Here is a 21324-nt window from a genome sequence, read left to right as displayed (position 1 = left end):
TAGGCCGCCTAGTGGGCCGTTAGCTCAGTTGGTAGAGCAACTGACTTTTAATCAGTGGGTCGCAGGTTCGAACCCTGCACGGCTCACCACTGAATCCAGAGAATAATCTGTCATTCGCGCCGTAGGCGGCTGGGGATGGCAAACTCCCAGTGACCATATCCTGCGTGAGCTGTGCCTTATCGGGCCCTTCAATTCGGGCTGGCCCCCGTCAGATTTGATCGTTCCATGACCGGGCCGCATGTTCTGCTGGCGTTTGCACAGCCAGGGTTGTGTCCGGGCGGTGATGGTCAAAGTCGTCGCACCACGCAGTGATCAGATTGCGGGCCTGTCGCAAGCTTGTCGAACAGGTGCCCGGTCAATCACACGTTGCACATGCAAACGGCCAAGGTTTGCGTAAATTCGTACCGTCGGCCGAGAGCCGACAGTCGAGGCATTGCCATGACTTCCGCGGGGGCGCGCAGGGTGATCCCGTTCAGCACCCAGCGCTGAAAACGGCATGTCCGCCTTCTGTCGTGTCACAAGGGGTCTGACCCTATCGTCCCATCCAGCCCCCATCCACCAGCATGACATGTCCATACATGTAGGCCGCAGCATCCGAGGCCAGGAAGACGACGGGCCCCTTGAAGTCATCCGGGGAGCCCCAACGACCGGCGGGAATGCGGCTGAGGATCGATTGAGACCGCTCGGGATCGTTGCGCAACGCTTCGGTGTTGTCGGTATCGATATAGCCCGGTGCGATGGCGTTGACGTTCACACCTTTCGATGCCCATTCATTCGCAAAGGCTTGCGTCAGCTGGCCGATGCCGCCCTTGGAGGCTGCGTAGCCGGGCACCGTGATACCCCCCTGAAAGGTCAGGAGCGAGGCCGTGAAGATGATTTTGCCCGCGCCACGTTCGACCATACGGGCCCCGATGTCGCGGGTCAGGATGAACTGGGCGTTGAGGTTGACCTCGATCACCTTGTCCCACATCTCGTCCGGATGCGTGGCCGCCGGTTCGCGCAGGATCGTTCCGGCGTTGTTTACCAGTATGTCGATCTGGGGGTGGTCGGCGGACACCTGTGCCGTGAACGCCTTGACCGCCGCGCGGTCTGAGAAGTCGCAGGCGTAACCGCTGAATTTCCGCCCCATGGCCGTAACGGCGTCGCCGATCTCGGACCCGTTCGGGTCCAGTGAGGCGCTGACGCCGATGATGTCGGCGCCGGCTTCTGCAAGCGCCTCGGCCATGCCGAACCCGATACCGCGCTTGGCGCCGGTGACCAGGGCCGTCTTGCCGGAAAGGTCGAATTTGCTCATCAGGCCCATGTCACGCCTCCTGTGAAATGCGGATCATCGACTTCATCGCATTGGGATTTTCGGTCAGTGATTTGAAGGCTGCCTCGATGTCGGAAAGCCCCTGAATATCGGTGATGAAAGCGTCGCAATCGACGACACCCTTGGCAAGCAACGCCATCGCCTTGTCGTAGTCTTCGGGCCGGTACACCCGTGCGCCAATGAGTTCCAGTTCGCGCCAGAAGAACTGGAACATGTCGATCTGCGGTTTGGTTGCATGGATGGCGACCATCACGATCCGCCCGCGTGTGGCGGCAGCCGCGGTCATCAGGTCGACACCAGGTTGCGAGCCGGACACTTCGAACACGACATCCGCACCCTTGCCACCGGTGTCCTCGTGGATCGCCTTGGCCACATCCGTGTCCTTGGGGTTCATCGTCGCAAAGCCTACCTTTTGCGCAAAAGCCAACCGGTTCTCGTTGATTTCGGACACGGTGACATTTGCCCCGGCCTCGCGCGCGGCCATCGCCACCAGCATCCCGATCGGGCCACCGCCAATGACCAGCACGTCTTCTCCGGGCTGGACGTTGCCGCGGTCGACATCGTGCACGGCGACGGCCAGCGGCTCGATCAGGGCGGCGTGGCTGAGGTCCAGATCATCCGGCAGCACGTGAATGGTATGGGCCGGAACATTCCATTTCTGCTGAAAGGCGCCGTCGGTGTCGATGCCGATGAATTTGAGCGAGTGGCAGATGTGTTCGTGCCCTGCGTTGCAGGCCGGGCAATCGCCACAATGATCGAGGGGCCGCACGACAATGTGTTGACCGGGCGCGAGACCGTCGACACCGGCACCCACCGCCGAAATGACGCCTGACATCTCGTGCCCGATGGTGCGTTCGAATCCGACGCGCGCGTCCATGTGCCCAAGGTAGATGTGCAGATCCGTCCCGCAGATGCCACAATAGGCCACATCGATCTGAACCTGACCCGGGCCGGGCGCGGGAACATCGACTTGTTCGATAGAGAATTGCTTGTCTCCGCGATAAACGGCGGCGGCTGTGGTCATGGTGTTTCCTTCAGTTCGAGAGGAGATTTGCGGCGTCCAGTTTCGCCCAGTCGAATGCAACGCCGATCCCCGGTTCGGAGGGCGCTTGGGCCATGTGATCGCGCACCTGCAAGGGCCGCATCGTGTATTCGTCAATCGGGAAAGAGTGGACTTCGATCCAGCCCGCGTTGTTCCGGGCCGACACGAGGCTGACATGCAGTTCCTGCATTCCGTGACTGCAAATCGGCACGCCGTGTTTTTCGGACAGTTCGGCCACTTGCAGGAACCCCGTGATCCCGCCGCAATTCGATCCGTCCGGCTGAATAAAGCTTAGCCTTGATTGATCGAAGGCATATTCGAACTCGTGGATCGTATGCAGATTCTCGCCCATGGCCAGCGGGCATCCGGTTGCGTCCACGATCCGGGCATAACCGGCGTAGTTGTCGGGAATGATGGGTTCTTCGAACCAGAGGATATCATGGTCCATAAACGCGCGGGCGGCTTTGATCGCCTGATCAACACCCATGGAATAATTCGCGTCCACCATAAAGGCCGTGTCCGGCCCGATCAGCTTGCGCACGGCGGTGACACGGGCCACGTCGTCGTCGCGTCCGACCTTGATCTTTACCCCGTTGAAGCCACGATCCAGATACCCTTGGACGGAGTTCAGGAGCTTTGGCAGCTCGAAACCCAGATCAATCCCCCCGCAATACGCCTTGCATTCCGTGTCGGCGCCTCCGGCCATCTGCCACAGCGGCAGGCCTTTGCGTTTGCCGCGCAAATCCCAAAGGGCGATATCCACCGCCGAGATCGCGAACGACGCGATGCCGCCGCGGGCGACGTAGTGCACATGCCATTGCATCGCCTCATAGAGTGCCTCGACCTGTTCGGCATCCTGGCCCGTCAGAAAGGGCGCGAGGTCATGCGCAATCATCGCCTGGATCGCGTGCCCGCCCTTGCCTCCGGTATAGGTGTAGCCGGTGCCTTGGCTGCCATCCTCCAGCCGGATTGTCGCGGTGATCAGTTCAAAGAAATGGTGGTCGCCATGCTTGGCATCCACCAGAACTTCGGCCAGCGGGATGTGAAACAGGCGCGTTTCGATTGCAGCGATTTTAGTCATGTCCGTACTTTTCGTTCTGTCCGTCCCGACATGACCCGCGCTTGAAACAGGATCACGGCAAACAGGAACACACCGCGGATCACCATCTGCCAATAGGCGCTGAAGCTGATCGTGCCGCGTCCATTTTCAAAATTCAAGATATTGAACACGAGCCCGAGCAGCAGTGCGCCGGCAACGGTTGCCGTGACAGACCCCAGCCCGCCAGTCAGAAGCGTGCCCCCAACCACCACGGAGGCGATGGCGGACAGCTCCCAGCCGATACCTTCGAGCGGTTGTCCCGCGCCGAACCCGGACGCGAGGATGACCCCTGCCAGACCGGCGCAACCACCTGACAGCATGTAGACAAACGCAGTTGCACGATTGACCTTCAACCCCATCAGGACAGAGGCATCTGCGCCGCCCCCGATGGCCAGGACGGTTCGCCCGAGCGTGGTTTTTTCCAGTACGAACCACAGCAGCACGACAACCACACCAACCACAACGATGGACCACGGCAGGATATTGAGCGCCTTTTCCATCCCCATCTTGGTAAAGTTCGACCCCCAGTCGACCGAGATCGTCTGCGCACCGGAGATGACCAACGCGCCGCCTTTTGCACCCAGCATGGTGGCCAATGTAGCAATGAACGGCGGAATGCGCATTGCGATGATGCAAAAGGCATTGAATGCGCCAAAACCGATCCCTGCCAGTACCGCCCCTGGCAGCGCAATCTCGATCCCATAGGGCGACAGGTACGCGGCGATAACGGACGTAAAGGCGGCTACGGAACCCACCGACAGATCGATGCCACCTGTCATGATCACAAAGCACATGCCCACCGAGATCACGATGAACATGGAGTTGTAATTCAGAAACGACGTGATGTTGTAGGCACCGCCAAAATTGTCATAGCGCAGCAACCCGAACAGGATCAGCGCGACCAGCGCGACCCATACGGCCACCGATTGCGGATTGCGCGACAGGTATTTGCGCAGGTCGAAAGCGTCCGTATCCAGCATCCCCCTACTCCTTCCGGGCCTGTTGCACATAAACGGCGGCAAGGATGATGAGCGCTTTGGCGATCAGAGCCACCTCATCTTCCACCCCGTTTGCAAGCAGCGTGTATTTCACCAGCTGGATAATGACGGCACCGAGGATGGCTCCGAAAATCGGGGCGCGCCCGCCTTGCAACAACGCACCGCCGACAACCGCAGCAGCAATCGCGTCCAGTTCCATCAAGTTGCCATTGCGCGCGGCGTCAGAGGCCGAATTGATCGCGACCACGATGAGTCCGGCAAGGCCCGACAGCACGCCGCAAATCATGTAAACACCGATCTTTACCCGTTTGACCGGCCCGCCGGACAGTTCCGCCGCGCGTTCATTGCCCCCAATGGCCAGGACATAGCGGCCAAAGGTCGTTCGCGTCATTACCCAGAACAGAACGGCAGCAATCACAAGGGCCAGCCAACCCTGGAACGGCAGTCCCAGCACCTTGCCGGTACCGAGATAGCTGAAGGTCGGATTCGAGAATGTCTGGAGATTGCCGTTGGTCAGCACCTGCGCGATGCCGCGACCCGAGATGAACAGGATCAGCGTCGCGATGATCGGCTGCACCTTGAGATTGGCGACCAGAATACCGTTGAACAGACCGCAGGCGATGGCCGCGATCAGCGGTACAACGATTGCCGCCGCGATCCCTAGCGCAGGATAGGCCTGCCCGAATTCCGACAGGAAAATCAGCGGCGCCAGCGCGCCTGACAATGCCATGATCGCGCCAACCGACAGATCAATACCCCCCGTCGCAATGACCAACGTCATCCCCATGGCCACAATCGCAATTGTCGCCACCTGGCTGATGTTCACGAACAAGGTCTGCATCTGCACGAAGTTCGGCGTCACAAGGATGTTGAAAATCAGGATCACCGCCAGTGCGACCAGCCCGCCATTGGCACGCAGGAACGGCCCCCACGCACAAGCCTTGGCCCCGTCACTGCGCAACCCTGTGTCCTGCGTGCTCATGCCGCTTGCCCTTCCGTATGCGCCAAGGCGCGCACCAGCGCGGCCTCGGTGATGCCCGGGTTGGTGAGTTCGGCAACAATGCGCCCCTCGTTCAACACGATGATCCTGTCCGCCCCCTCGACGATTTCCTCGAACTCGGAGCTGATCAGAACAACGCCTACGCCATTCGCGACGCAATCGCGGATGATCGCCTGAATTTCACGTTTTGCGCCGACATCCACGCCGCGCGTGGGTTCATCGAGGATCAGCACATCAGGCTCGATCGCCAGCCAACGGGCCAGCAGAACCTTTTGCTGGTTGCCCCCGGACAACTCGCGGATCGGTTGCTCCATGTTCGCGGTCTTGATGCCGAGTGCCTTGATGAAATGCGCGACCAGCTCGCGTTCGCGTGCCCGGTCGATCTGGCCGCCTTTGGTGAGCTTGGGCAGGAGGGCCAGCGTCAGGTTTTCACGCACGGACATGTCCGGAATGATCCCTTCTGCCTTGCGGTCCTCGGTCAGATACCCGAACCCGGCGGCAATGGCGGCCGCGGGCGTGTCCAACCCCGCCCCGTTGCCTTTTGCCGTGATCCGCCCCTTGGTCAGGCGGTCGACGCCGAAAATGGCGCGCGCAGCCTCGGTACGACCGGCGCCCAGCAATCCACCAAGGCCGATGATCTCTCCGCGATGCAATGTCATGTCGAAGCCGTTTAGACGTGGTCCGGTGGACACGTCTTCGGCGGCCAAAAGCACCTCACCCTTATCCGCGCCGGGCGTGCTGCCGCCAAATTCGGTCATGCCGGCCTGTTCGATCTCGTCCGTGTCGCGCCCCAGCATCGCTGCGATAAGTTCCAGTTTGGTGGTCCCCGCGATGTCGCGACAATCCACCGTGCATCCGTCGCGCATCGTTGTCACGCGGTCACAGATTTCGAACAGTTCATCGAGAAAGTGAGAGACATAGAGCACCGAGACGCCCGCCGCGCGCAGGCCTTTGACGACGCCGAACAGCACTTCGACTTCGGAAGCATCCAGCGACGACGTCGGCTCGTCCATGATCACCAGGCGCGCATTCAGCGACACCGCGCGCGCAATCGCGACAAGCTGCTGGATGGCGGTCGAATAGTTGCCCAAGGGCGCGCGCACGTCGATATCGATGCCGAACCTTGCGAGGATCTCGCGGGTGCGGCGGTGCGCTTCTTTCCAGTCTATGAATACGCCGAACCGCTTCGGCTCGTAGCCCATCATTACGTTCTCGGTCACGGAGCGGAGCGGCACCAGATTCAGTTCTTGGTAAATCGTGGCGATACCTGCGGCCTGCGCCTCGCGCGGGCTGCTCAGCACCGTTTCCGCACCGTTGAATTTCACCACGCCACCATCGCGGCGATAGACCCCGGTCAGGATTTTGATCAGCGTGGATTTTCCGGCCCCATTCTGGCCGATCAACGCATGTACCTCACCCGGAGCGATGTCCAAAGACGCGCCAGACAGCGCGCTGACACCGGCAAAGGCCTTGTCGATCCCGCTCATCTTCAGAAGCTCGGCCATGTCGTTCCCCCAAGGCTGAGAATAGGAAGCCAAAGGAGGCAGGGTCAATGACCGCGCCTCCTTCAACAGGGAGGCCCTCAATAGGCTTCGTCGATGTGATCAGCCGCATTGCCTTGGGTAAAGATACGGTCCTGCACTTGCACCCAATGCTCGATCTCTTCGCCACTGGCGTAGCGGTTCATGACCTCACAGGCGAGCGGCCCGAAGAATGGCGAGCTTTCCACTGTCACGCCCATCTTGCCATCAATGATGGCCTGCAATGCGTCACGGGTTCCGTCGATGGAGACGACAAGCACGTCTTCGCCGGGCTTGCGACCCGCCAGTTCCAGCGCCTGGATCGCACCAATCGCCATCTCGTCATTATGCGCATAGACGATATTCACGTCCGGGTGCGCTTGCAGCAGCGTTTCCATCACCTGCCGACCAAGGTCACGTGCAAAATCGCCGGTCTGCGAGGCGACAATCTCGAAACGATCATCCTTGGCGATTGCATCGTCAAAGCCGCTCTTGCGGTCGTTGGCGGGCGAGGACCCGGTCGTGCCTTCGAGCTGGACGATGATACCCTTGTCGCCTTTGAAGTTTTCGATTGTCCATTCGGCAACACGGCGCCCCTGATCGATGAAGTCAGAGCCAAGGAAAGCCACGAAATCCTCTCCGGGCTTGGCAGCCGCCGGATCAACCGAGCGATCGACGAGGAAGGTCGGAATGCCCGCGGCACGCGCTTTTTTCACAGCCGGAATCAGCGGCTTTTCCTCGCGTGGCGGCAAAAAGAGGACATCGATGCCTTGCGCGATCATGCTGTCCACATCTGCGACCTGCTTGGCGGCGGAGCCCGCCGCGTCTGTGGCGATCAGGTCCCAATTGCACATCTCGGCGGTGTCGTGAAATGACTTGGTTTCAGCAATCCGCCACGGATTGTTGGATTCCATCTGGGCGAACCCGACCTTGTAGCGGTCTTTCTTTTCGAGGGGCGGCAGGGACTGGCCAAAGGCCATCGATCCGGCACCAAAGCTCAGGGCCGTTGCGGCCAATAGCAGAATTCTGCGGTTCATGTGTTTTCCTCCACGTTGAGCGCCTAAGTCCTCCCGGCGCGATTGTTCGGGGTCATCCCCAGTTCAAATACGTTGTCTGTTTTCTCATGTAGGCGTCGAAGCCATACTGCCCGTCCTCTCCGCCAAGGCCGGAATGCCCCCACCCTGTGTGAAAGCCCTGCACGGCTTCGCCATTGCTCCGATTGAGGTAGATCTCGCCAAATTTCAGCGCATGGGGGGTCTGGGCGATCTGCTTGGCATTCTGGGTGAACATGTAGGCGGACAAGCCAAAGGACGTGTCATTGGCAAGGGCCACTGCTTCGTCAAAGCCGCTGACTCGTTTTGCGGCGACCACGGGGCCAAATATCTCTTCTTGTAGAAGGGGAGAGGCGTTGTCAGAGACTTCCATCACCGTTGGCGCGACCCAGTGACCCTTTTCATAGGCGCCGCCATCGAGCCTGCCGCCGTCCAGAAGGACGTCCGCGCCAGCGCTCACACCGCGCGCGACTATTTCTTCGATTTTGGTCACTTCGACGCCGCTTACCTTTGGCCCCAGATCGACATCGCCCATTGGGTCACCAATTTTCAGCGCCCGGCTCTTTGCGACGAACTTTTCAAGGAATTCGTCCGCAATCCTGTCGTGCAGATACATCCGCTCATTGCAGGTGCACACTTGCCCGCAATTGGTGTAACGCGCGGTGACTGCCGCTTCGACAGCGGCATCGATCTCGGCGTCGTCCATGACAATGAACGGTGCTTTACCGCCCAGTTCGAGGCGCACGATCTTGAGCTCATCTGCGGCCGCGCGGCAGATCTCGCGGCCGGCCCGGGTGCTGCCGGTCATGGTGATCAGACTGGTATCGGGATGTTCCACCAGACGCTGTCCAACCACGGGGCCGCGCCCCGTCACCACGTTGAAAACCCCTTTGGGCAGGCCGATACGATCCGCGAGCTCTGCAATCGCCAGCCCGGAAAATGGTGTCACTTCGTGACCCAAGAGGACAAAGGTATTACCGGCGACAAGCGCAGGTCCCAGCTTGCGCGCGACAAGTGCCGCCGGGTAGTTCCATGCCGTCAGCCCCACGACCACGCCAATCGGATGACGGCGGATATGGATGTCCTCGGAGGTATTGTCAGAAGTGACAATATCGCCCTGAATGCGCCGCGCCTGTTCAGCGGCATAGCGCAGGAAATTCGAGGTCGCGCCGATTTCGCCGCGTGCCTGAGCGATCGGCTTGCCCTGTTCGGCGGTGACCAGTGTCGCAAGACGCTCGGCATCTGTGTCAATCGCATCAGCCAGCGCGGAAACGTAGCTCGCCCTCTGGATCGCGGGACGCGCCGACCAATCAGAAAACGCGGCCTTCGCTGCACTCACGGCGGCATCCGCGTCCGTGACAGTGCCTTCGGCGATATGCCCGATCACCGCCTCTGTCGCGGGATTTTCGACGGTGATCAAGGATGCATCCGAAGGCGCTTGCCATGCGCCATCAACATACATGGCGCCACGTATCGGTCCATCATTGGTCGGGTGGGCAGCGAGCATATCGGTCTCTCTATCAAAGGTAGCAAGCATCGCTACGAGTCGCCCAATTGGATAGCTGACAGATCGCTAATGTCAATTAGTTATATTAGTAATAATTGATAATTGCATTAGCCAGAAAATTCGGTTACCAGATTTTCCCGAAGCGAGGAGTCGGTATGAAAGACGACACGAAGGCGCATGCGGCGCAGGAAAAACCGAAATCACGCAGCCGGGTGACGATGCGCGACATCGCGCGGGTTGCGGGATGCTCCCAACCAACGGTTTCGTTTGTTCTCAACAACAACGACAGTGTGAAAATCTCTGACCAGACGCGGATGCGCGTGCTCGATGCTGCCCGAGAGCTGGGGTACAAGGCCCCCGCACAACCTTCGAAATCCGGCGACAAGCACCCCGGTTATATCGACGGGCCCATCGCGTTCGTCATCGACACCCTCGCCACCAGCCCCGAAGGCGTCCACGCCTATGACGGCGTGCTCGAAGCCGTGAAGGCAACAGGCAACATCGTGATCCTGGCAGAGACCCGAAACGACCCGGTGCTTGAGCCGAAAACGCTGCAATATTTCATCGACCAACGTGTCTCGGCGATCATTTACGCCTGTGTGTTTACTCGGCAGGTTGAGCTCCCTCCCATATTACAAAACACTGATATTCCTGTGTTTCTCCTCAATTGCTACACCGAGGATCTGTCTCGCCCTGCTGTAGTGCCAAGTGAGATCGCGGGCGGCCATACCGCGACAAACGCGTTGATTAACGCGGGCCACACACGGATCGGCCTGATCACCGGCGAACTGTTCATGGAATGCGCCAGCGGGCGCTACACCGGCTACCGGAACGCACTTGCCTCCGCCGATCTGCCGTTCAGCGAAGAGCTGGTTGTAGAGGGCAACTGGCTGCCGAGCTCCGGCTTTGAAGGCACCAAGAAACTGATGTCCTTGCCCAAGCCACCGACCGCGATTTTCTGCGCAAATGACCGGATGGCCGTTGGCTGCTACGAGGCACTGAAGGAGATGGGGCTGTCGATCCCCGAGGACATCTCGGTGATCGGATATGATGATGATGAAATCGCGCGGCACCTGTCTCCGCCGCTGACGTCGATGAATCTCGCGGATCGGTCCATGGGCCGCTGGGTGATCGATCAGTTGTTTCACGGCCAGGCCGGGAACAGTCGTCATCCGCTCACCAAGCTCGAATGCGAATTGATCGAACGCGATTCCATCGCGGCCCCAAAGGGTGACCGGCGGAACTCCGGCACATGAGCCAGGGCTACGACCACGTCGTTGTTGGCGGCGGGTCGGCCGGTGCGGCGTGTGCGGCGGGTCTGGTCAATGCCGGCGCGCGGGTTCTGTTGCTCGAGGCCGGCCATTCGCACCGTCATCCCCTGCTCGACATGCCGCCGGGCATCTTCAAGATGATCAACGGTTCCAAATTCATGCGGTATTACAAGACCGAACCGCAGGCCCATCTGGACGGACGCGTCCATGACATTCCCCAAGGACATGTTCTGGGCGGCGGGTCGTCCGTAAATGCACAGGTCTACATGCGCGGGCGACCCTCTGACTACGACGCCTGGAACGACGCCCTGCATGGTGCGAACGATGGTGTTGGTTGGGGCTGGCACGATGTCTTGCCCTATTTCAGCAATATGGAAGGCAACAATCGCCTCGCCAACGATCTGCACGGCACCGATGGGCCTGTTCTGGTCTCTGATCCTGGCCACATAAACGAGATGTCGCGCTGGTTCGTGCAAGCCGTTCAGCACATGGGCGAGCCCTTCAACCCGGATTTCAATGGCCCCACGCAGCGTGGCGTGGGTTTCTATCAGTTCACAAATCGCCACGGGCGGCGCAGTTCGTCGGCCTATGCCTTTCTCGAACCACTGAAAGCGAACCCGAACCTGACCGTGAAATTGCGTGCAGAGGTCGCGCGCATCACAACCAAAAAGGGCCGGGCCAACGGGGTCGTGTATCGCGACAGGTCCGGCACGCATACTGTCGAAGTCACGGGTGAAATCATCGTTGCGGCAGGCGCGCTTGTCTCTCCGAAGGTGCTGATGTTGTCCGGGATGGGGCCGCAAGATCACCTGAAGGAGCACGGGATCACACCCATTCTTGACCTGCCCGGCGTCGGGCAGAACCTGATTGATCATCCCGAAGTGCCCGTGACTGCGTTTGCGAACGGCCCCTATGGTTATTTCAGGCAGGGCGATGGCTGGCGCATGTTGCGCAACGGGCTGCAACTGAAACTGTTCGGCAGCGGCCCGGTCACATCCGCCGGTGTCGAGGCTGGTGCGTTTGTCAATCCCGGTGACCCGGACGCCGATCCGACCATTCAGGCCTTTTGCGTGCCGATCGTTTACCTGGACCGCGACGCGCTGCAAGAGGTGCAAGACGACTATGGCGTCACCATCACGACCGTGGTCGTGAAGCCGAAATCACGGGGCGAAGTGCGCCTGCGCTCTGCCAACCCGTTCGACATGCCGAGCGTCTCGCCAAATCTGCTCAAGGACAACGACGATATGGCAGAGATGATCCGTGGCCAGCGTTTCTTTCGCCGGGCGCTTGAGACGAGGCCCCTGTCGGACCGCATCCGCCAGATCGTGATCCCGGAGCGCGACGACGACGATACATTGCGCGCCCACTGCAAGCGTTTCGTCAAAACCAACTATCACCCGGCGGGGACATGCAAGATGGGTGCCGATGACGATCCCATGGCGGTCCTGGACACGCGCATGAGAGTGCGCGGCATTGATGGGCTTCGGGTGTGCGACATGGCGGCCGTACCGGATATCAACGCGGGCAACACCAATGCACCTGCCATGATGCTGGGCGCGCGCTGTGCGGATCTGATCCTCGAAGACACCGAGAAATCGACACAGGCTTGAAGAGCCAGGGCGCCAATGCAGCGCCCTGTGTACCCCCTTTGCGCCGCCTCGCTGAAACCTGCCCGTCACAACACAATAGAGCAGAAACCCCAAGCCATTTCCGGCGGTCATCCCGCTACAATTGCCTTGTGGAGACGGGTCTTCGGCCCGGGTCAAGCCCTCAGGATAGACATGAGCGTGAAGGTTTGCTTTGTTTGCGGCAAGGGGCGCGTCGTTTTTTTGAGGCCTGATTCAACGGATTTATTTTTGTACGACTGATTGAGAAGAAGGGGGGCGGAGCATGCCAATTTCGGTAGCGCAAAGTTCGTATTCGGTTGGCCTGGGGAGCGTCGACACGACGCAAGGCGGGCATGGTATCTATCGCATCGGTGATGCGGCGGTCATCATCAATGGCAGTATGATCGCCAGTTTCAACGATGACGGTCAGGTGTTCTCGGCCATCAGCTATGCCGACACAAGCGGGCTTGGGGCCTTTGGCAGCATCGAAGAGATGTTCGTGCACGACAACGATGACGGCACCATGACCGTTTATTACCAACAGCGTGCGGGCTTGCCGATCATCATAAGTAACTGGCAGGTGTCGCTCGACGCGCAGACAGGGCAACCGCTTGGCCCGGCAACGGAAATCCTGTCTGGCGCTTTTTCGACGACCAGTACCAGCATGCTGCAATTTGCGGCCGATTTGCCAGGTTCGGACATTTTCATGGTCGATCCCAGCGGACAGGGCCTGATCGTTGATGCCGCCGGTGCGGTGCTGACCACCCTTGATCCGCTGGGCGGGTTCGGGGCGACCGCAGTGCAGGGCCACAACGTCGATGTCGCAGTATCCGGCAACACTTTGTTCTATGCCTATGTCGACAACTCTTTCGGTGAGGCGGGCCCGGTCTTTGTTCAGGCCTTTGATCTGACCAATGGCAGCGAGATCCGCGCGCCCGTCGAAGTGAGCCAGGGCACGCAATCGGGTTTCGGCACTTCGCCGTCGGTTCAGGTCGAAACGCTGCCGGATGGCAACGTGGTGGTGGTTTGGGTGGATGCCGCGACACAGCAGGCAGACGGGGATTCGACCTCTGTCTGGTTTCGCATCTATGCGCCGGATGGCAGCGAGATCACCGGCCCGACACTGGTCAATACGATCACGGCGGGCCGCCAGGACACGCCATTGCTGTTCGCGACCCAGGATGGCTTTGTCGTTGGCTACTCCGTTCTGGATTTCCAAGGAACACAAGAAGGGCGGTTGAAGGAATACAGCACCACAGGCACCCTGCTGGACACCGAAACGTCGGCCTATGTCTGGGGCACGGGTGCCGCCGTTCGGACCGACAACAACACCGCCTTTGTTCTCGACGGACAGGTGGTGCAGATCACGCTTCCGGGGGACGACACCCCGCTTGAGGTTGTAGTTACCCCGCCGGCGGTTCCGACCCCGATGGATGACACGCTCACCGGAACGGCGCAGGCTGACACCATTGACGGTCTGGCCGGTAACGACCTGATCCAGGGGTTGGACGGCAATGACACCCTGCTTGGCAATGTTGGCAACGACAGCCTGTCGGGTGGCGAAGGGCAAGACAGCCTTGTCGGTGGATCGGGTGCGGATTCCCTCGCCGGAGACGCGGGCAACGATTTTCTCTTTGGCGAGGCTTTGCAAGTCGGGCTGGTCGCCGATGAGGCCGCACAGGTGTTCCGGCTGTACCAGACGGCACTGGGGCGTGCGCCCGATACCGGTGGGCACCTCGGGTGGACTGAGCGTCTGGTGGCGGGCACCTTCACTCTGGAACAGGCGGCCGCCAGCTTCGTGACCTCCGCAGAGTTCATCGGCCGGTTCGGAGCCAGTTCGACAACCGAGCAGTTTGTAACGTTGATGTACAACAACGTTCTGGGACGCGGGCCGGATCCGGCAGGTCTGGCGGGATGGTCCGACAGGCTCGACAATCTGGGCTGGACCCGCGCCGAGGTGGTCGTCGGTTTCTCTGACAGCGCCGAAAACCGCAGGCTGACCGCAGATGACGCAAGCGACTATATCGAGGCACGCACCGATGCGGTGTGGTCCGACGATGTGTTCCGGGTGTATCAGGCCACGCTGAACCGCACACCTGATGTTGGCGGGTTCACGGGGTGGACCGAACGGATGGGCGATGGCCGCGACCTGCTGGACATGGTGGAGGGGTTCGTGAATTCGACCGAGTTCCAGACCCGTTATGCCTCCGCCACGGACAGCACCACGTTTGTGACGCTGATCTACAACAACGTCCTGAACCGGAACCCCGACCCGGTGGGCGGGGCCACGTGGATCGACCGGCTGGACAATCAGGGCTGGACCCGCGCCGAAGTGGTACAGGGCATCGCGCAATCGGCGGAGTTCATCACGAACTCCACCCAGAACCTGATAGACTGGATGCGCGGGCTTGGCACGGACGACACGCTTGTCGGTGGCGCCGGTGACGACCTTTTGGTGGGCGGCATGTTCTCGGACGTGTTCAAATTTGGCCCGAACGCCGGCGATGACCGCGTGGCCGACCTTGAAGCATGGGACCAGGTCAGCTTCTCGGGCATGGGCTATGTGGATGCGGACGCTGTGCGGGCACTGCTGATGCAAGTTGGCGACGATGTGGTGATCGACGATCAGGGCACGCGCGTCACCTTCGAAGGGGCAACTCTGGCCATGTTCACCGACGATATGATCCTGGTCTGACGCGTCAGACAGACGGGCGGGCACGATCAAGTGCAGGCGGTGCCGGGTATCAATGCCCCGGCGCCGCGCAGGCAATCTGGGTGTTACCAGCTGTTATAGCCCAGGAACTTGCCCGACATCTCGACCTTGACGCGGTCGCCCTTGGGGTGTTCGACCCGCGTGACGGACATGTCGAAATCGATGGCCGACATGATGCCGTCACCAAATTTTTCCTGGATGATCGCCTTGAGCGTCGGGCCATACACGCCGACGATCTCGTAGAAACGATAGATACAGGGATCCGTCGGTACGGCCTGTTCCCAGATCTTGGTGGGGCTTTCTGCCAGAACGGATTCGGCCTCTTGTGGCAAGCCCATGACGGTGACCATCAACGCGGCCTTTTCCGGCGGAAAGGCGTTCATGCCCATCGCGGCCGAGTGGGTCCAGATCGGGGACATGTCGATCTTTTCCGCGATGCCCTCCCATGTCAGCCCGGCCTGTTTCTTTGCCGAAAGGATCATGGCGGTGACGTCTTCCTTGGTCATCATCTCAGTCATTGTGATCGTGTCCTTCATTTCACAGTCCTAACTCAGTCAATCCGGGATGCTCTGGCGGGCGTGGCGTGCCCTCGGGCCAGTGGAACAACCTGTCCGCATCGGCGATCGGCACGTCATTGATCGACGCGTGCCGCACGGCCATGTAGCCAAGCGCATCGAATTCCCAGTTCTCGTTGCCATGCGCTCGAAACCACTGGCCGTCCGCGTCATGCCACTCGTAGCAAAAGCGCACCGCGATCCGGTTGTCGTCATGGGCCCAGATCTCCTTGATCAGGCGGTAACCTGTCTCTGCTGCCCATTTACGGGTCAGAAACGCCTCGACCTCGGCCCGGCCATTCAGAAATTCCGACCGGTTGCGCCAAGTCGTGTCCGGCGTATAGGCCAGCGCCACTTTTTGCGGATCGCGTGTGTTCCACGCGTCTTCGGCCATACGGACTTTCTTGATGGCGTCCTCACGGGAAAAGGGGGGCAGCGGCGCGCGCGGGGCACGTTCGGTCATCTGTCCTATCCCTCCACGGCGCGCAGCAGGGGCGCAGGGTCGGGGTCATCGGTGTCCGCGTCGCCCGTCAGGTCGATGCGAACATTTATGGGGCGGTTGTTGTCGCCCGACTGCCCCGACAGTTCAGAAGACCGTTTGCCCAGGAACTGCACCAGATGGTTGCGGATCGCATAGTAGTTCGGGTGTTCGACAATCGAAGTACGGTTACGCGGGCGCGGGATCGTGATCTCGACGCTTTCCGCGACCTGAGCCATCGGCCCATTGGTCATCAACAGGATGCGGTCGGCCAGCAGGATCGCTTCATCGATGTCATGGGTGATCATGAACACCGTCTGATCCGTGTCGCTCCAGACTTTGATCAACTCGTCCTGAATGGTACCGCGGGTCAGTGCATCCAGCGCGCCAAAGGGTTCGTCCAACAGCAGCAGCTTGGGCTCGTTGGCAAAGGCGCGCGCAATCGACACCCGTTGACGCATCCCGCCGGACAGCTGGCTGGGTTTGCGATGTATCGTGTCACCGCTCAACCCGACCTTGGCAAGAAATGCGGTGGAATGCGCGATCACCTTGGCCTTGTCCCATTGCGGAAAGCGCGCTGCGACGCCGAATGTCACGTTCTTCAACGCCGACAACCACGGCAGCAACGAATAGTTCTGGAACACGACGCCCCGGTCAAGGCTGGGTCCCGACACTTCGAAACCGTCCATCTTGACCACGCCGCTTGTCGGGTCCGACAACCCGGCAAGAATGTTCATGATCGTCGACTTGCCACAGCCCGAGTGCCCGAGGATACAGACGAACTCCCCCTTTTCGATGCCGAAACTCGCGTTCTCGAAAACCGTGAATTCCCCACCCTGACCGTCCGGATATCGCTGCGTCAGTTGCTCGATGCTCAGAAAAGACTTGGACACGCGGCCCTCCTATTCGGTGTAGGCGACGGCGCGTTGCAGCAAGCCGAACATGGAGTCCAGCAGCATGCCAACGACGCCGATCATGAGGATGGAAAAGATGACGGATGTCAGGTCGAGATTGTTCCACTCGTTCCAGACATAGTACCCGATGCCTGTGCCTCCGACGAGCATCTCGGCCGCGACGATGACCAGCCACGCAATGCCGATGGAAATGCGCATCCCTGTCACGATTGTGGGCGCCGCCGCAGGCAGGATGACGGTAAAGGCCGTCTTGAACGGACCCAACTCATGTGTCCGGGCCACGTTGACCCAATCCTCGCGCACACCGGCCACCCCAAAGGCGGTGTTGATCAGCATCGGCCAGATCGAACAGATAAAGATGACAAAGATCGCGCTCGCCTCGCTGTCCTGGATGATGAACAGCGCAAGCGGCATCCATGCGAGGGGCGAGATCGGGCGTAGCACCTGGATGAACGGATTTAGGGCCTTGTAGGCAACCGATGACATGCCGATCAAGAACCCAAGCGGGATCGCGATCAGAGCCGCCAGAAAGTACCCCGTCAAAACGCGGTAGATCGAATAACCGATCTGAATGCCGATGCCTTTGTCGTTCGGGCCTGCGTCATAAAACGGGTTCGACAGCTGTTCCCATGCCTTTCCCAGCACCTGACTGGGCGGCGGCACGCCAGCCTTGGGTTGCCCACCGCCGGTCAACAGCTCGTATTCCGTCAATTCTCCGACGGCCTTCTGTGCGGGGATCGACATCTCCCAGATCAGGCACCCGACAACCAAAAGCAGCACCGACAGCAGTGCCGCTTTCTTGTTTTCCGACAAGGCCCGCATCAGTTCGCCTTGATCGCGAAGCTGTCGACATAGGCCTCAGGTGTTTCGGGGTCAAAGGACTTGCCCATGATCATGTGCGATTTGTAGGTGACGTCAGGCGCGTCATAGCCAAGGTCCTCCATGACCTTCTTGGCATCCGCCGCCAAATACACCTGTTCGGCCACGCCTTTGTAGTCCACGTCCCCTTCGATATAACCCCAGCGTTTCATCTGGGTCAGGATCCAGACCCCCATCGAATGCCAGGGGAACGGATCGAAATCGATCCGGTCGGGCACGCGTTTCACCTCTCCGAGGCCGTCGGCATAGGTGCCTGTCAGGACCTGCTGGATCACAGTCACCGGCTGGTTGAGGTAATTCGTCGGCGCGATGGCCTCGGAAATCTCGATCCTGTTGTCCGGGTTCGACGCGTATTGCGTGGCATCGATGATCGATTTGAGCAGCGCGCCATACGTGTTGGGCAACTCCGTGGCAAAGGACAACGGAGCGGCAAAGGCGCAGCATGGGTGCCCTTCCCAGATTTCCTTGGTCAGGATGTGGATAAAGCCGATGCCCTCATAGACCGCCCGTTGGTTGAACGGGTCAGGCGACAAGTATCCGTCAAGGTTGCCCGCCCGCAGGTTGGCGACCATTTCCGGCGGCGGCACAACGCGGATCTGGATGTCGACGTCGGGGTCCAGCCCGAATTCGGCGACGTAGTACCGCAGCAGGAAATTGTGCATCGAATATTCGAACGGCACGCCAAAGGTGAACCCTTTCCACTGGCTGGGGTCGCGCTTGTCCAGATGCTCGTTGGACAGCACGATCGCCTGACCGTTGATGTTTTCGACCGCGGGCATGATGTAGGGTTCGGCCACCGACCCGGCGCCCAGCGTCATCGCCAGCGGCATTGGGGTCAGCATGTGGCTGGCGTCATATTCACCCGACAGCGACTTGTCCCGCGCCACGGCCCAGCCTGCCGTCTTGATGACCTGCGCATTCAGGCCATAGCGTTCATAAAATCCCAGGGGCTGCGCCATGATGATCGGTGTGGCGCAGGTGATCGGAACGAAGCCGATGTTCAGATCTGTTTTTTCGGGCGGACCGAGATCGTCCAGAATGGCGGCTGCAGCCTCCTTGACCGGAAAGACCGAGGACAGGGCCGCAGCGAATGTGGACCCCCCCAGCATCCCCATGAAGGAGCGGCGCGCGATATCGTTCTGCCCAAAGACGGACCGGACGACCGCGCTTTCTACCGCGCGCTCCATCATCTGCTCCGAGGACATATGCGTCGGTTCTACATGTGCCTTGTCGTGACCGTGGCCGCCAAGGCAGCCGTCACAGCCGCAGTCGGCACCGTGTCTCAGATCGGTCTTGTCGGAATAGGGATTCCCGAGGCTTTTGATTGTCATATCCGTCTCCTGTCAGCGTTGGCTACAGCGTGTCACCCGAACCAGCAGCGGAGAAGGCACTGCGCACAGCGCCTCAAAACGGTCATATCCCTGAATTTGTTGACTTATTTTTAGGCATATCTCACGAATTTTCGTAAATTACGGGTTTTCGTAATTCCAACGGGGCAATCGGGCAGAAAAGATCGGCGCCATGCTCGACGAAACCGAATCCATGCGTCTGATCGCACAGCACCCGTTGCCCAGTGTCCTTGTGAACACGCGTACGGACCGGATGACCGCCGCAAATCACACGGCGCGGCACCTGTTCGGCGACGCTGCCTTGGGCGCGCCATTCTGTGGCCTGATGCGCAACGACGTGTCCGTCGCTGCCGTGTTCTTTGACGCGGTTGCACATTTCGGATCCTATGTGGATCGCACCCTCCGGCTCGCGGCGGCGGATGGCGGCACGCTGCGATTGCAGACCTATGGTGTGCAGCAGGGCCCCGCTTTGGTCTTGCTCAGCTTTCTGGATCTGGACGAACATGAGCGGCGCAACCAGCAGGCCGAACGCGACGCACACCAAAGCGCAGGCCTGTCACAATGGCAGAACATCTATGGTTTTTTCCGCGAAGTCGAAGCGCAGAACCACCTGATCCTCGAAGCGGCAGGCGAAGGGATCTATGGCATCAACGCCAAGGGGCAGGCCACTTTCGTCAACCGCGCGGCGCAGGAAATGCTGGGCTGGTCCTCTGACGATCTGATCGGCAGCGAACTGCATTCGATCATCCACCACAAGCACATCAACGGCGACCATTTCCCGGCGCATGAATGCCCGATCTACAAATCCTTCCGCCAGGACCAGACCGTCCGTGTCGAAGACGACGTGTTCTGGCGCAAGGATGGCAAACCCATTCTCGTCGAATATGTCTCGACCCCGATCTATGACCACAACATGCTGGCGGGTGCCGTGGTGATCTTTCGCGACGTGACCGAACGGAAGGAAAATGAACGCAAGCTGCGCGAGGCCTTGGCGCAGGTCGAAGACCTGAAGGTAAAGCTGGAGCAGGAAAACGAATACCTGTTGACCGAAATCCGCTCTGCCCGGTCGCACACCGGGGTGGTGGGCGTGTCGCCCGCGATCAAATCGCTGAATGCCCAGATCGACCTGGCCGCACAAAGCGATGCGCATGTTCTGGTGTCCGGCCCGCCCGGTTCGGGCAAAAGCATGACCGCCTCCGCCATTCACGAGGCCAGCAGCAGGCACCGCCGCCCGTTGGTGCGGATCAACTGCGATCAGAAGACCGCGACCGAACTGGAAACAGAGCTGTTTGGATATCGGCGCGGTGCATTCCCCGGAGCCACCCGCGACGTCACGGGCAAGTTGCTGATGGCGCATCACGGGACGCTGCATCTGGATGAAATCGCGGCGCTGCCCGCAAGCGTGCAGGCACGGTTGCACGACGTGTTGCAAACCGGTCAGTTTCGGCGGCTTGGTGACAGCACGGACACACCCGTATCAGCGAAGGTGATCGCCACGACGGCCTATGACCTGCTGGCCGAAGTGCGCGCGGGTCGCTTTCGGCAGGACCTGTATTTCGCGCTGAACCTGCTGTCGATCACCAATGAACCGATCCGGAACCGCCCCGAAGACATCCCCTATCTCGCACGACATTTCCTCGACCGGACAACGCGCCGACTGCGGCTGCCCAAGACGACACTGACCAAGGCGAATATCTCGACGCTCCAGCAATATGACTGGCCCGGCAATGTGCGTGAACTGGAAAACGTGATCGAACGCACGGCCATTCTCGCACAGGGCGGGCGGCTGCAATTCGACCTTCAGTTCGGTCAGGCGGATGCCTCTGCGGTTTCGGATCAGGTCCTGACCCAAAAGGAACTGCGCAAGCTCGAAGCACGGAATTTCGAGAATGCGCTGCGTCGGTCCAAGGGCAAGATTTCCGGCAAGACAGGTGCCGCCGCCATTTTGGGGATTGCACCGACGACGGCCTATTCCAAGGCCAAGGCGCTAGGGATCGACACGTCGGAATTCTCTTAGCGGGCGGGTGCC

At 60.2% G+C, this 21324-nt stretch carries 17 protein-coding genes and 1 tRNA gene; 5 read left to right on the top strand and 13 right to left on the bottom strand.

Annotation, left to right across the window (positions count from 1 at the left end; all coding sequences use genetic code 11):
- Positions 1–13 precede the first annotated feature (13 nt).
- Positions 14–89 (top strand) — tRNA-Lys (locus Q0949_RS00445).
- 443 nt (positions 90–532) lie between these two features.
- On the opposite strand, the gene Q0949_RS00440 is transcribed toward Q0949_RS00445, so the two are convergent.
- The 8 genes from Q0949_RS00440 to Q0949_RS00405 all read right to left on the bottom strand — a co-directional run bounded on the left by Q0949_RS00440 (position 533) and on the right by Q0949_RS00405 (position 9530).
- Positions 533–1297 carry an SDR family oxidoreductase gene (locus Q0949_RS00440; protein ID WP_299369459.1) on the bottom strand — a complete coding sequence of 255 codons (765 nt, stop codon included), beginning with the start codon at positions 1295–1297 and terminating at the stop codon, positions 533–535.
- 7 nt (positions 1298–1304) lie between these two features.
- Positions 1305–2336: an alcohol dehydrogenase catalytic domain-containing protein gene (locus Q0949_RS00435; RefSeq protein WP_299366972.1), complete on the bottom strand. Its 1032-nt coding sequence runs from the start codon at positions 2334–2336 to the stop codon at positions 1305–1307.
- 10 nt (positions 2337–2346) lie between these two features.
- A complete protein-coding gene (locus Q0949_RS00430; RefSeq protein ID WP_299366969.1) occupies positions 2347–3435 on the bottom strand; it encodes a mandelate racemase/muconate lactonizing enzyme family protein in 1089 nt (362 codons plus the stop codon).
- Complete coding sequence (locus Q0949_RS00425) at positions 3432–4433, bottom strand: ABC transporter permease (RefSeq protein ID WP_299366966.1); 1002 nt, start codon at positions 4431–4433, stop codon at positions 3432–3434. Before Q0949_RS00425 ends, Q0949_RS00430 begins: the two co-directional genes overlap by 4 nt.
- Before the next feature lie 4 nt (positions 4434–4437).
- Complete coding sequence (locus Q0949_RS00420; RefSeq protein ID WP_299366963.1) at positions 4438–5433, bottom strand: ABC transporter permease; 996 nt, start codon at positions 5431–5433, stop codon at positions 4438–4440.
- The gene (locus tag Q0949_RS00415) at positions 5430–6956 is read right to left on the bottom strand and encodes a sugar ABC transporter ATP-binding protein (protein ID WP_299366960.1); all 1527 of its coding nucleotides are present in this window, start codon (positions 6954–6956) and stop codon (positions 5430–5432) included. Before Q0949_RS00415 ends, Q0949_RS00420 begins: the two co-directional genes overlap by 4 nt.
- A gap of 77 nt (positions 6957–7033) precedes the next feature.
- Positions 7034–8008, bottom strand: coding sequence for an ABC transporter substrate-binding protein (locus tag Q0949_RS00410; RefSeq protein ID WP_299366957.1), 975 nt, complete (start codon positions 8006–8008; stop codon positions 7034–7036).
- A gap of 52 nt (positions 8009–8060) precedes the next feature.
- Positions 8061–9530 carry an aldehyde dehydrogenase family protein gene (locus Q0949_RS00405; RefSeq protein WP_299366954.1) on the bottom strand — a complete coding sequence of 490 codons (1470 nt, stop codon included), beginning with the start codon at positions 9528–9530 and terminating at the stop codon, positions 8061–8063.
- A 95-nt stretch (positions 9531–9625) separates the two neighbouring features.
- Here Q0949_RS00405 and Q0949_RS00400 point away from each other — a divergent pair, with 95 nt between their 5' ends.
- The 3 genes from Q0949_RS00400 (at position 9626) to Q0949_RS00390 (ending at position 15103) form a co-directional block, all read left to right on the top strand.
- Entirely contained in the window at positions 9626–10786 is a 1161-nt protein-coding gene (locus tag Q0949_RS00400) for a LacI family DNA-binding transcriptional regulator (protein ID WP_299366951.1), read from the top strand.
- The gene (locus tag Q0949_RS00395) at positions 10783–12411 is read left to right on the top strand and encodes a GMC family oxidoreductase N-terminal domain-containing protein (protein WP_299366948.1); all 1629 of its coding nucleotides are present in this window, start codon (positions 10783–10785) and stop codon (positions 12409–12411) included. Before Q0949_RS00400 ends, Q0949_RS00395 begins: the two co-directional genes overlap by 4 nt.
- 280 nt (positions 12412–12691) lie before the next feature.
- Positions 12692–15103, top strand: coding sequence for a DUF4214 domain-containing protein (locus Q0949_RS00390; protein WP_299366945.1), 2412 nt, complete (start codon positions 12692–12694; stop codon positions 15101–15103).
- A gap of 83 nt (positions 15104–15186) precedes the next feature.
- On the opposite strand, the gene cynS is transcribed toward Q0949_RS00390, so the two are convergent.
- Genes cynS through Q0949_RS00365 form a run of 5 tightly spaced genes read right to left on the bottom strand, consistent with a single transcriptional unit; the run spans position 15187 to position 19277 of the window.
- Positions 15187–15639, bottom strand: coding sequence for a cyanase (gene cynS / locus Q0949_RS00385; RefSeq protein ID WP_299366941.1), 453 nt, complete (start codon positions 15637–15639; stop codon positions 15187–15189).
- Positions 15640–15658: 19 nt separating this feature from the next.
- Positions 15659–16138 carry a nuclear transport factor 2 family protein gene (locus Q0949_RS00380; protein WP_299366938.1) on the bottom strand — a complete coding sequence of 160 codons (480 nt, stop codon included), beginning with the start codon at positions 16136–16138 and terminating at the stop codon, positions 15659–15661.
- 5 nt (positions 16139–16143) lie between these two features.
- Entirely contained in the window at positions 16144–17046 is a 903-nt protein-coding gene (locus tag Q0949_RS00375) for an ABC transporter ATP-binding protein (RefSeq protein WP_299366934.1), read from the bottom strand.
- 9 nt (positions 17047–17055) lie between these two features.
- A complete protein-coding gene (gene ntrB, locus Q0949_RS00370) occupies positions 17056–17889 on the bottom strand; it encodes a nitrate ABC transporter permease (RefSeq protein ID WP_299366931.1) in 834 nt (277 codons plus the stop codon).
- Entirely contained in the window at positions 17889–19277 is a 1389-nt protein-coding gene (locus Q0949_RS00365; RefSeq protein ID WP_299366928.1) for a CmpA/NrtA family ABC transporter substrate-binding protein, read from the bottom strand. The genes ntrB and Q0949_RS00365 overlap by 1 nt, the downstream gene beginning before the upstream one ends.
- A gap of 190 nt (positions 19278–19467) precedes the next feature.
- Here Q0949_RS00365 and Q0949_RS00360 point away from each other — a divergent pair, with 190 nt between their 5' ends.
- Complete coding sequence (locus Q0949_RS00360) at positions 19468–21312, top strand: sigma 54-interacting transcriptional regulator (RefSeq protein ID WP_299366923.1); 1845 nt, start codon at positions 19468–19470, stop codon at positions 21310–21312.
- Positions 21313–21324: the final 12 nt, after the last annotated feature.

This window comes from uncultured Tateyamaria sp. (assembly GCF_947487805.1).
GTDB lineage: Bacteria > Pseudomonadota > Alphaproteobacteria > Rhodobacterales > Rhodobacteraceae > Tateyamaria.
Note: the sequence above shows the minus strand (reverse complement) of the source record. Positions and strands in the feature narration are given on the sequence as shown.